This is a genomic window from Lactobacillus sp. PSON, assembly GCF_052615405.1.
In genome coordinates this window covers 105,596-119,945 of sequence record NZ_JBQXFW010000007.1, presented here as the reverse complement: position 1 = coordinate 119,945, position 14,350 = coordinate 105,596, and the positions used below count along the sequence as shown (strand labels likewise).

At 36.5% G+C, this 14,350-nt stretch carries 3 protein-coding genes; all 3 read left to right on the top strand.

Annotated features, from left to right (window positions below; genetic code table 11):
- The coding region (locus ACTHPI_RS07470) for a hypothetical protein (protein WP_445353539.1) at nt 1-701 on the top strand (701 nt) is incomplete at its 5' end.
- A gap of 154 nt (nt 702-855) precedes the next feature.
- Nucleotides 856-3,471: a YSIRK-type signal peptide-containing protein gene (locus ACTHPI_RS07465; RefSeq protein WP_445353538.1), complete on the top strand. Its 2,616-nt coding sequence runs from the start codon at nt 856-858 to the stop codon at nt 3,469-3,471.
- 371 nt (nt 3,472-3,842) lie between these two features.
- The gene (locus ACTHPI_RS07460; RefSeq protein ID WP_445353537.1) at nt 3,843-14,306 is read left to right on the top strand and encodes a mucin-binding protein; all 10,464 of its coding nucleotides are present in this window, start codon (nt 3,843-3,845) and stop codon (nt 14,304-14,306) included.
- Nucleotides 14,307-14,350: the final 44 nt, after the last annotated feature.

Here is a 14,350-nt window from a genome sequence, read left to right as displayed (position 1 = left end):
ATGACAATAAGCCAGCAGACAATCCAAGTCCAACAAAACCAGATGACAATAAGCCGGCAGATAATCCAAGTCCATCAAAATCAAATGATAATAAACCTGATTCATCAAATACTCCATCAGAAACTAATACTGTTACACCAAATCCAATTCAACCTACTCAACCTGCAGTATCAGATTCTACTCCATCTGAGACTACTTCTTCAGAAACTAATGCTACTCCATCAGATTCCAATTCAACTTCTCAAGAGAATTCTAATAATACTGATGAAACTGAAGAAACTAAATCAACAGATTCTAATGTTAATAGTGAAGATTCAGGTTATGATTCTAATGATGAAGATTCTAACTATGATTCAGATGATAATGATGATTCTTCAGATGAAGATTCAGGAGAAGCTTCTGAAGATAGTACTCCTGTTTCTGCTCAAAGTAATAATGCTAAAGTCGTATCAGGTAACTGGAATAAAAACTTGGAGCCACATGCAGAAACTCTAAGTAATAAAACTAATAGTTTAAGCTTAAGTAATAAGCGTAGTAAGTTAGTTAAAAATTCACCAAACGTAAAGCAAGTGAATAGTAAACTTCCACAAACTGGTACTAATGATAAAGTTGATTTAAATCAAGTAGCTTTAGGTGGAATTGCTTCAGCTCTTAGCATGGTAGGACTTGCTGGAGTTAAAAAGCGCAAAAAGCAAAATTAGTTTTATAAAATAACTAATAAGGATAAGACACGAACGTGTTTTATCCTTTTTTGTTATTTAAAAGTGGAAACACTTCCAAATTTAATAATACGTGTTATTATATAAGTGTAATGATTTTAGAGAAGTTAAAAAGGTCGGAGGCTGAATTTAAAAGATGAATTCACAAAACAAATACACAGAGAAATCAGAACAAGTAGTAGAGCGTCAACAGCATTTTGGCATCCGTAAATTAACAATTGGTGCCGCTTCAGTTCTTTTAGGAACTACCTTATGGATAGGTACTAATGCTAATACTGCTAAAGCAGATACTATTGACGATAATAACCATCAAGATAGCGCTAGCCAAGAAGCGAAAGTAGCTGCTTCAACGGGTGCAGCTAGTGCTAAGAAGGTTGTAGTAGTTGCACAACAAAATGAGCAACCATCAGAAAGTGAAGATGTTCAAAAGTCAACTACTGATTCTTCTAATAATACTTCTGAAAGTACGCAAGCTTCTACGCAAAAAAATGATGAAAAATCCCAAGAGGCTACAGTGCAAGAAGCTAGTTTAGAAGCTCAAAGTCAACAAACTGAGAAACCAGAAGTAACTAATGAAGCTTCTACAAATATTAAGAGCAATGTTAAAGACAACAAGATTGAGGCAAATTCTTCTAAATCAGTAACTGATAATAAGCAAAATAATAATCAAGTTGCTGAAACAATTGTAAATAAAGAGCAAGAAGTTGCTTCTCCGGTTCAAAGTAATTCTTCAGTACAAGATAATTCTTCTGTTCAATTATCAGATGCAACTAAGAATGCTCTTCAATCAGCTGCTCAAATTCAAGTTCAAAATGGTAAACTCAATGTTCAAAATCAAAATAATAGTTCAAACACAATTACTAATAGTTTGAATTCTATTCAACAATCAGCTCAACAAGCTAAGGTTGATAAAACTGAAGATACTCAAGATTTTGACTTGTCTAAGATTGCATTAAAAGGTGTTAAAAATAATACAAATTCTGATCTTGAAAGTAATCTTGCAAATGTTGGTAATATAAAACTTCAAACAAGTATTAAAAATACTATTCAAGCAAATCAAATTGATGAGAAGAATGCTAAGAAGATTGCGAACCTTTATGGTGTAGATAAGACTGTTGCATCATCTAATGAAGTTCGAGCTAGATTAGAAAACTTTGAAATTCCATCAATGACGCAAGCACAAATGCAACAAGTTATTGGTCAACTTGGTTCAATTGTTTCAGATCCAAACGTTCAAAATATGGCTAAGAACATGATTCGTGGTAATTGGAACGGCGTTTTGAAAGAAGGCGAAGCAGCCGGTCAAAAACTTGTGGCTAACTTAGGTGGCATTCAAGGCATTATCCAGAATGTAACTGGTAAGCTTGCTGGAAGTGATTGGCAAAAGCAACTGAAACAATTCAATATCCCATCAATGACGCAAGCACAAATGCAACAAGTTATCGGTCAACTTGGTTCAATTGTTTCAGATCCAAATGTTCAAAATATGGCTAAAGATATGATTCGTGGCAATTGGAACGGCGTTTTGAAAGAAAGCGAAGCAGCCGGTCAAAAACTTGTAGCTAACTTAGGTGGCATTCAAGGTATTATCCAGAATGTAACTGGTAAGCTTGCTGGAAGTGATTGGCAAAAGCAATTGAAGCAATTCAATATCCCATCAATGACTCAGGCGCAAATGCAACAAGTTATTGGTCAACTTGGTTCAATCGTTTCAGATCCAAATGTTCAAAATATGGCTAAGAACATGATTCGCGGCAATTGGAACGGCGTTTTGAGAGAAGGCGAAGCAGCCGGTCAAAAACTTGTAGCTAACTTAGGTGGCTTTCAAGGTATTATTCAAAACGTAACCGGTAAGCTTGCTGGAAATGATTGGCAAAAACAATTGAAGCAATTCAATATCCCATCAATGACGCAAGCACAAATGCAACAGGTTATTGGTCAACTTGGTTCAATCGTTTCAGATCCAAACGTTCAAAACATGGCTAAAGACATGATCCGTGGTAATTGGAACGGCGTTTTGAAAGAAGGCGAAGCAGCCGGTCAAAAACTTGTAGCTAACTTAGGTGGCATTCAAGGTATTATTCAAAACGTAACCGGTAAGCTTGCTGGAAGTGATTGGCAAAAGCAATTGAAGCAATTCAATATCCCATCAATGACGCAAGCACAAATGCAACAAGTTATTGGCCAACTTGGCTCAATTGTTTCAGATCCAAATGTTCAAAACATGGCTAAAGATATGATTCGCGGCAATTGGAATGGCGTTTTGAAAGAAGGCGAAGCAGCCGGTCAAAAACTTGTAGCTAACTTAGGTGGCATTCAAGGTATCATTCAAAACGTAACTTCAAGTATTAGCCAACATCATGGTACTAGTTGGTTAGATAAATTTAAGAATATAATTCCAAACTTTGAAAATGGTCAAAAAGCTAACGCACAAAAATTAATTGATAATATTAAAAATACTAACGTTAAGACTTTAGTTACTGATGTAATTAATGGTAAAGCTGGTAAGCTTATGTTAGATGTAATTCACTATGGAACAGCTTCATTGAAGACTGCTTATGCTAAAGCACAGGAAGTAATCAAACAAGTTCAAGATGGTGTTCAAAAACAAGTTGCAACTATTAAGAATGATTTTAACAACTTTAATCAAAAGATTGGGTTGCAACTTCCAAAACTATCTTGGGGTAGCATTACTATTAAAGTTCCAAAACTTCAGCTTCCAAAATTCCACTTTAATTTATTTGCATTTTAAATAAATTTTATAAAAAACAGGTTGTTTATAAAGGCAATCTGTTTTTTATTGTTCAAAATTTGTTATTTAATCAAAACGTATATAAAATACATATATCTATTTTGTACATATTTATTAATTGTTTTGCTTATAGAAAATGCTTTAAGTCTTACTCTAATCAAAAATTAGCATAAGATAAAGATAATTATATTTTTATAGAAATTATAAAAATATAATAGAAACAAGTGAAAACGGGTGTAATTTTATTCTTGATTTTTAAATAATACATGTTATTATATAGAGGTGATAAAAAAGCAACCACTAGGGAGTGGCTGTTTATTTTTGGGAAAAATTTTAAGAAAATGAGTAATTAGGAATTTGGAGGCTGAACAATGGTTTCTAAAAATAATCGTGTTCAAAAGATGGCTCAGACTGCTGAACGTCAATCTCACTTCGGTATTCGTAAGTTGACAGTTGGAGCTGCGTCTGTCCTTCTTGGAACTAGTTTATGGTTAGGTAATAATGCTGATATTATTAAGGCTGATACTAAGGCTGATAATAATGAAGCTGATAAGGCACAAAACAGTGAAAGTGCCGTAGTAAGTACTCAAAAAGTTGATAAAGTAGTTGTTGATGCAAGTAATGATGCACAAACTACTGAGACTAATGAGCAAAATAAAACTAATCAAAGTGTAGATCAAGCAACAAAAAGTAATGAAGAAGTTGCTGATCAAAAAGTAGCAGAAGCTACTCAAAACACACAAACTCATATTGAGAAAGCAACTGAAAATACAGAGAATAAGAAAGCTGAAATAACAAATAGCCAAGCTGACGAAAAAGCTCAGGCTCAAAAAATCGAATCTGCTGCACAAAATGGTCAAAAAGCTGCAGATAAGACTGAAAATAAAGCAAACGATATTGATGCTGCTGCACTTAAAGGTGCTGAAAAAGTAGATACTACTAATACTGATTTACAAGCTAAACTTGATGAAGCTAATAAGAAAGCAACTACAACTGATTCAAAAGATGATAAATCAGATGCTAAAACTGCAGCTAGAACTACTACATTAAATACTGCAGAACTTAGTGAATTAGGTAAGGCAAATGCTGCTTTGAAAAATCAACTTGGCGCAAGCTTAGTGAGCTGGGATGATATTCTTAGTGGTATTGGTCAAGCAGGAAGTGCAATTTCTGGTGCAATTAATAATGCTAATGCACAAAAAACCAACGATGAAATCAACGAAGCTGAAAAGAACTTCAAGACTGTTGATAATGCTATGGACTTGCTTAATGCAGCTAACAGTTGGGATAGCAGTGTTCAAGGTGTTAACTTAAAGGGTAACATTAATCTTACTGGTGATTTGAACCTTTCTAAAAACTTCATTATTCATGGTTTGGATGGTGCTACTTTAACTCTTAATGGTGGTTCTGGATCTATTTCAAATAATGCCGTTTTAACTTTAGATAACCTTACTATTAATGGTAGTGTTGGTGGTAGTGGTAGAACTCAGATTAAGGGAACTGTAAATTCAAATGTTGGAGCAAATAGTAATAGTAAAGCCAACTTTGAAGGTTCTGGAGTTGAAGTCCTTAATGACGCAACTTTGAATATTAAGCGTGCTGCTGTAGGAGATGGTATTAATTTAGCAGATGGTTCAACTGTAAAAGTTGATGATAATGCAACTTTAAATATTAATACCAATATTAATGGTGCAACTGATCGTGCTCGTTACCACAATGCTGGTGTATTTATGGAAAAGGGCGGTAGTTTCCTTACTGGTCGTAATGCTGTTGTTAATATGAATACAAGCATTGGACAAGCTATTGCAATCGGTGCAGGTCGTCCTAGTGTAACTGACAGTGACCGTTTTGGTGGATATAAATCACAATCACGAGAGTCTGGACCATCTAACGTTATTTTAGGAGACCATACTACATTCAACTTCACTGGTCGTGACGGTATTATTTTAGGTAATAATTCTAACTTTACTACTGGTGAGTACTCCAATATTCACTTTGAAAACAAGGGTCGTGGGGTAGCGCTTGATTTAGCAAATAATAGTAACATTAATGTATCTGATCACTCAGTGCTTTACTTACACTCAGTTGGCAAAACTGGAACTTCAGGTAGTTATGATGGTTATAACTATGTTGGGGTTAATGAGAATGGTAATATTACCATTGGTGAGTATGCAACCTTCCGTGTAATTCTTGAAGGTCGTGGTGATAATCCATGGGATGACGTTGTTTCACTTGATTCACGTAGTAGAGATAGTAATACTGCCTTTACTTCTAAAAAAGGTGCAACAATTGATATTCGTGACGATAACACTAACTTTTATGCAGAACTTATTTCATTCCCTCTAGATAAAGGATTCGGTAGAATTAGTATTAATGATCCACTTTATGTAAATTTACAACGTTATTCTAATGGTGGTGCTACTACTGGTTGGATGCCAGTTGGTGGTGACAATATTAATACTACTTCTAATAAATGGACTTCTAACTTAGTCTACATGGGATTTGGAGGAGGAAAAGGAGAGTTTAGCATTAATGGCTCTGATTATGTTGTTTATCAAAAAATAAAATCAGATAGCTCTCAACAACTTTGGCTTAATGTTAATGGTGTTGATATTCCAATGAGTGGTTTCCAAACTCAAGATATTTGGAATAATAATGCTAACCCAGACCTTTCTATAAATGGTATTGGTCTCACTGGTGGAATTAGAGCTAACCAAGTTCATAACTACGATGGTTCCCCATTGACTGGTAAGGATGCACCATATTACGGTATTTCCACTCAACGTGCTAGTCATCAAATTTGGTTCCCTCATACAACAACTACTGAAGCTACTGGAACTCATAAAAATATTATTAAATATGTATATGAAGATGGTACTCCAGTAACTGATGCAAGTGGAAATCCAATCGTTAAAACCCAAGAGCTTGATTTAGATCGTCAAATTAACTTAGATCTTACTCCTGATACTTTGAGTAAAGTGCAAGAATATGCTTCAACTCATAATTCTGATGAAACACTTGAATTCCTTAAGAATAACTATGCTGTTTCAAAAGATAGCGGTTGGGAAATTACTAACGCTGTTAATACTTCAAAAGAAAATCCATATTCTTCAGTTGATTCTCCAGTTCTTGACGGTTATACTGCGACTATTCAATCAACTAATGCACCTGGCGTAACTGTTGGTGCAAATGGTTCTAGCGTTACTGCTAAGTTCCAAATGCCAACTGAAGGTGTGGTTGAAAATGGTCAATTAACTGATGACTTTAAGAATAAAGGAATTACTGGTTTACCAGAAAATTATGAAACTGTAGTTGTTTACAAGAAGGGACCAGCTGAACAAACTATAACAATTAAGTATTATGATGATACTACTAATACTGAATTAACTAGTTATGATAAGACAATTACTGGTGCTCCAGGTAGTGAATTAAACTACACTACTCAACCATCTATTACTGAGCTTGAAAATGAAGGTTATGAATTAGTAAGCGATAACTTTACTAGTGCTGGCCTTGATGGAAAAATGCCAAAGAATGGTGGTAGCTATGAAGTCCATGTAAAACATGGTACTGTTCCAGTTAACCCAAGTAATCCAGGTAAGCCAGATGAACCAATTAATCCAAATGATCCAGATGGCCCTAAGTATCCAGAAGGAACAAGTGCAACTAACTTAACTAAGAATGTAACTCGTACTATTAAATATGTTGATAATACTGGTAAAGAAGTTGCTCCATCAGTTGAACAAAAGACTACATTTACTCAAAGTGGTGTCTTGGATAAAGTAACTGGTGAATGGATTACACCACTTACTTGGTCAAAGGATCAAACGGTTAACGCTGTAACTTCACCAACTGTTGACGGTTATCACGTAATTAATGTTGATAAGGATGCTGATGGCAATAATGTTGCTCAAGCAACACTTACTCATGATGACAGTGATTACACAGTAGTCGTAACTTACGCACCAGATGAAAAACCAGCAACTGGTAAAGTAGTTTACATTGATGATACTACTGGTACTACTTTACAAACTGATCCGTTGAAGGGTGAAGCTGGCGACCCAATTAACTACACAACTCAAAATACAATTAAGGATTATGAAGATAAAGGTTATGAATTCGTTTCAAGTAACTTTACTGATGGTAAAGAAGTCTTCAAAGAAGGCGATGTAAACAACTTTGAAGTTCATTTGAAACATGGTATTGTTCCTGTTGATCCACAAAACCCAGGTAAGCCAGATGAACCAATTAATCCAAATGATCCAGACGGCCCTAAGTATCCAGATGGTACAAATGCTACTGATTTAACTAAGGATGTAACTCGTACTATTAAATATGTTGATGAAACAGGTAAGGAATTAAGTTCTCCAGTTACTGAAACTGTTCATTTCACTGCTAAAGGTGTCTTAGACAAGGTAACTGGAAAATGGATTACGCCACTTACTTGGTCAGAAGATCAAACTTTTGCTTCTCAAAAGACTCCAGTAGTTCAAAACTACCATGTAATTAGTGTTGATAAGGATTCAAAGGATAATGTAAATGTTGATAGTGCAACAGTAAATCATGATGCAAATGATTACACAGTAGTTGTAACTTACGCACCAAATGGTCATATTATCCCAGTTGATAAGACTACCGGTGATCCAATTCCAGGACAAGATCATCCACAATTCCCAACTGATCCTAACGACCCATCTAAGGTTGATAATGGTGAGAAGCCAAGTGTTCCAGGATATAAACCAGATTCTGGTAAACCAGGTGATCCAGTTGAGCCTAATCCACAAGACCCATCTAAGGATGTAGAAGTTCCTTATATTAAGGATGATACTCAAGTATCAGGTCAACAAACTGTCCACTATGTAGATAGTGAAGGTAATAAGCTTCGTCCAGATCAAGTAAATGATCGTGTAGAGTTTACTAAAGATGGAGCAACTGGTAAGTGGAATGAAGATAGTTACAAGTATAAGGATGCAATTGCTCCAGTAATCGAAGGTTATGTAACTAGTTCTAAGACTGTAGAAGGTAAAACAGTAACTCCAGAAAATCCAAATGCTGAAATTACTATTGTTTACCACAAGGTTGGTAATATTGTTCCTCAAGATCCAAATGGTAATCCAGTTCCAGATCCAAGCGATCCATCTAAGAACGTTCCAGAAGTTCCTTACAAGAATGATCCTGATGATCCAACTAAGGTAGTTCCAAATGAACCAGTTCCAGATATTCCAGGTTACACTCCAAATGTTCCAACTGTAACACCAGAAGATCCAACCAAGGATACTCCAGTTGTTTATGATAAAGACAAGAATCCTGCAACTGGTAAAGTAGTTTACATTGATGATACTACTGGTACTACTTTACAAACTGATCCGTTGAAGGGTGAAGCTGGCGACCCAATTAACTACACAACTCAAAGTACAATCAAGAGTTATGAAGATAAAGGTTATGAATTTGTTTCAAGTAACTTTACTGATGGTAAAGAAGTCTTTAAGAAGGGCGATGTAAACAACTTTGAAGTTCACTTGAAGCATGGTATTGTTCCAGTTACTCCAGAAAACCCAGGAAAACCTGGTGAACCAATTAATCCAAATGATCCAGATGGACCTAAGTGGCCAAAAGATTCTGGTAAGGACGGCTTGAGTAAGGAATATACTTCTACTCTTCATTTCCAATATGAAGATGGAACTAAGGCTGCAGATGATAATGTACAAACTTCAACTTGGACTCGTACTTTGAACATTGACAAGGTAACTGGTGAAATTTTAAATCCAGACGAAGCTTGGAAGTCAAATATTGATACTTACAAGAATGTTAATGTTCCAGTTATCGAAGGCTATGTTGCAATGACTAAGACCAAGAATGGTAAGGCTGTTTCAACTTATGTTGAAGGTGACAAAGCAGTTCAAGAAAATCTTGAAGATACTGTTATTTACAAGAAGATAGGTAACATTGTTCCACAAGATCCAAATGGTAATCCAGTTCCAGATCCAAGTGATCCATCTAAGAATGTTCCAGAAGTTCCTTATAAGAATGATCCAAACGATCCAACTAAGGTAACTCCAAATGAACCCGTTCCAAATATTCCTGGTTACAATCCAAATGTACCAAGTGTAACTCCAGAAGATCCAACAAAGGATACTCCAGTTGTTTACACTAAGGATGATACTAAGGTAACAGGTACTCAAGTTGTTCACTATGTTGATGATCAAGGCAACCAACTTCGTCCAGATGAAGTAAATGATAGTTTTGAATTTATCAAAAATGGCGTAACTGGTAAGTGGAATGAAGATAGCCATACTTATAAGGATGCAACAGCACCTGTAATTACTGGTTATGTAACTGATTCTAAGACTGTTAAAGGTAAGACTGTAACTCCAGAAGATCCAAATGCTGAAATTACTATTACCTACCATAAGATTGGTAAGATTGTTCCAGTTGATCCAAATGGTAATGATATTCCAGATGCACCAACTCCAAGTTACCAAAATGATCCAGATGATCCAACTAAGGTAGTTCCAAATGAACCAGTACCAAATGTTCCAGGCTATAGACCAAATGTACCAACAGTAACTCCAGAAGATCCAACAAAGGATACTCCAGTTCCATACACTAAGGATGAAACTCCAGAAGCTAAGGATCAAATTGCTATCGTTCAATATATTGACCAAGATGAAAACGATAAGATTATTACTGAATCACCAGAATTAACTGGTAAGCCAGGCGATAAGATTAATTACTCAACTGCTGAGACAATTAAGAAGTTAGTTGATCAAGGTTATGTTTTGGTAAACAATGGTTTCCCAGATGATGCCGCATTTGACAATATTGATGGTAACAAACAAATTTTCAAGGTTGTGCTTAAACACGGTACTACACCAGTTAACCCAAGCAATCCAGGTAAACCAGGTGAACCAATTAATCCAAATGATCCAGATGGACCTAAGTGGCCAGAAAATACTGGTGAGGATAGTTTGATTAAGCAAGGTAAACAAACTATTCATTACACAGGTGCAGGTGACAAGACTCCTAAGGATAATGTTCAAAATACTACTTTCAATCATGAATTAGTAATTGACAAGGTCACTGGTAAGATTGTTAAGGATAATGGCTGGACACCAGATAGTCATACTTTCACTAATGTTGATACTCCAGTAGTTGATGGTTACCATGCAGATAAGAAGACTGCTGGTGGCAAGACTGTTACTGTAGATAATCCAGAAGTAGAAGAGACTGTAACTTATACAGAAAATGGTCATATTGTTCCAGTTGATCCAGAAGGAAACAAGATTCCAAATGTACCAACACCGCAATATCCAACAGATCCAAGTGATCCAACTAAGGTAGTTCCAAATGAACCAGTGCCAAATATCCCAGGCTACAATCCAAATGTACCAACAGTAACTCCAAACGATCCTGGTAAGGATACTGAAGTAGTTTATACTAAGCCAGATGCTGATAAGGGTGTAGTAAATGTTTATGTACATGACAACACCACTGGTGAAAATCTTGACCAATACAGATATACTACTGGTAATGTAGATGCAGGAACTAAGGTAAACTATGATAAGAATAGTGTAATCGCAGAATTAACTAACAAGGGTTACAAAGTATTGAATCCTAATGAAGTAATTCCTGATGAAGTAGCTAAAGGTACGCAAAACATTACAATTTATGTAGAACATACAACAACTACAGTAACTCCAGATAAACCAGGACATCCAGGAGATCCAATTGATCCAAATAATCCAGATGGACCAAAATATCCAGAAGGAACTGCCCTTAATGATTTGAAGAGAACTGCTACTCAAACAGTTCATTACACAGGTGCAGGTGATAAGACTCCTAAGGATGATGTTAAGAGCTTTGAATTTACTAAACAAATTACTTTTGACAATGTAACTGGTAAGATTATTGATAATGGTTCTTGGAATGTTTCAAGTCATGAATTCAATAGAGTTGATACACCAGTGGTTGATGGTTACCATGCAGATAAGCGAGTTGCAGGTGGTATGACAGTAACTCCAGATAACTTAACTGCAGAAGATACAGTAACTTATACAGAAAATGGTCATATTGTTCCAGTTGATCCAAATGGAAACAAAATTCCAAATGTACCAACTCCGCAATACCCAACTGATCCAAGTGATCCAACTAGAGTTACACCAAATGAACCAGTACCAAGTATTCCTGGATATACTCCAGAAGTACCAACAGTAACACCAGATAATCCTGGTAAAGATACTCCAGTGATTTACACCCCAATCCCAGCAGATAAGGGACAAGTAATTGTGAAGGTCCATGACAATACAACTGGCAAGGATATTCCAGATTACGGTTACGATTCAGGAGAGCAAGAAGTAGGTCAAAAGGTTGACTACAACAAGAATGAAGTAATCACTAACTTGACCAACAAGGGTTACAAGGTGATCAACCCAGATGTAACAATCCCAGGAGAAATCACCAAGGGTTCACAAGTAGTAACTATTTATGTAGAACATGATACAGTTCCAGTAAACCCAACTAACCCTGGTAAGCCAGGTGAACCAATCAACCCTAATGATCCAGATGGACCTAAGTGGCCAAGTGAATCAGGTGATGTATCTAAGGATGTCACAAGAACTATTACTTTTGTAGATAACAATGGTAAGGAAGTTCATGCACCAGTAGAACAAACAGTTCACTTCACCGCTCAAGGAGTAATGGACAAGGTAACAGGCAAGTGGGTAACACCACTTACTTGGAGCCCAGACCAAACAGTATCTGGTCAAAATGTTCCATTCGTTGAAAACTACCACGTAACTTCTATCAGTAAAGATGGCGAAGGCACAAGTTCAATCAAGAGCGTAACTTTGAACCATGACTCTGACAGTTACAAAGTTGTAGTAAGCTACGAGCCAAATGGTCATATTGTTCCAGTTGATCCAAATGGCAATAAGATTCCAAACGTTGATAACCCAACTTACCCAACAGATCCAAATAACCCATCTAAGGTAACACCAAATGAACCAGTACCAAGTATTCCAGGTTACACACCAGAAGTACCAACAGTAACACCAGATAACCCTGGTGAAGATACTCCAGTAATCTACACCCCAATCCCAGCAGATAAGGGACAAGTAATTGTGAAGGTCCATGACAATACAACTGGCAAGGATATTCCAGAATATGGTTACGATTCAGGAGAACAAGAAGTAGGTCAAAAGGTTGACTACAACAAGAATGAAGTAATCACCAACTTGACCAACAAGGGTTACAAGGTGATCAACCCAGATGTAACAATCCCAGGAGAAATCACCAAGGGTTCACAAGTAGTAACTATTTATGTAGAACATACAACAACTACAGTAACTCCAGATAAACCAGGTCATCCAGGTGATCCAATCGATCCAAATAATCCAGATGGACCTAAGTATCCAGAAGGAACTGGATTAGACAATTTGAAGAAGACAGGTACACAAACAATCCACTACACAGGAGCAGATAAGAAGACTCCAAAGGATAATGTTCAAAGCTTTGACTTCACTAAGGAGATCACTTTTGACAATGTAACTGGAGAAATTATTGATAAGGGATCATGGAATGTAACAAGTCATGAATTTGGCACAGTGGAGACACCAGTAGTAGATGGATACCATGCAGATAAGCGAGTTGCAGGTGGCAAGACAGTAACCCCAGATAACTTAAAGGCAGAAGTTACAGTAACTTACACAGAAAATGGTAAGATCGTTCCAGTTGATCCAGAAGGAAACAAGATTCCAAATGTACCAACTCCAACATATGTAACAGACCCTAATGATCCAACTAAGGTAGTACCAGATGAACCAGTGCCAACAATTGATGGCTACACACCAAGTCAAAACTCGGTAACACCAAAGGATCCTGGCAAGGATACTGAAGTAGTCTACACTAAGCCAAGCACACCAGTTACTCCAGTAACTCCAACACCGGAACCATCAGTAACTACAGTGGTAGGTAAGCAAACAATCACCTTTGTAGATGGAGACAATAACAACACTCCACTTAGAGATTCAGATGTTCAAACTCACACATTTACAATCACAGATGGAGTACCAAGTGAAAACAGCTACACATTCGGTACAGTTAATGTTCCAGTAATCAAGGGCTACGTTGCAGAGATCAAGACAGCAGGCGGCAAGACAGTAACACCAAATGATCCAAATGCAAATGTAGTAGTTGTTTACCACAAGATCGGTAAGATCGTTCCAGTGGATCCAGATCATAACCCAATCCCAGGAGCAGAAACACCACAATACAAGAACGATCCAAACGATCCAACCAAGGTAGTACCAGATGAAAATGTTCCGATCATTGAAGGTTATACACCAAGTCAAAGTACAGTAACTCCAGATGATCCAACAAAGGATACTGAAGTAGTCTACACAAAGAAGACAACTCCAGTAGAACCAGATGAACCTGATACACCAGATGAAGAGCCAGAAGAGCCAATAACTCCGGTTTCACCTAAGCCATCTAACAATAAGCCTAATAAGCCGAAATATGATAATAATATTCGTCCACATTCTGAAAATAATAATTGGAATAACAATATTCGTCCTCACTCACAAAATGAAGATTACACTAATGCTGTAAGACCTCATGGTGAAACTATTGACGAAAATGGCAATATTATTAGAGATGGTAAGATTGTAGGTTATGTTGATAAGAATGGTAAGAAACACTACAATACTAAATCCACTCTTCCACAAACAGGTGAGAACAATAATGAAGAAACTTCTGCAGCAATTCTAGGAGCAACTGCTGCAGGAATCGGCATGATTGGACTTGCAGGTGTGAAGAAGCGTCGGAAGAAGGATTAAAATATACTTAAGTTAGTACTTTAATTTGAGTATAAATATAAAAA

What these genes read in the sequence shown, in the direction of transcription:
- ACTHPI_RS07465 (WP_445353538.1), top strand. Translation starts at nt 856, where the DNA reads ATGAATTCACAAAACAAATACACAGAGAAATCAGAACAAGTAGTAGAG.
- ACTHPI_RS07460 (WP_445353537.1), top strand. Translation starts at nt 3,843, where the DNA reads ATGGTTTCTAAAAATAATCGTGTTCAAAAGATGGCTCAGACTGCTGAA.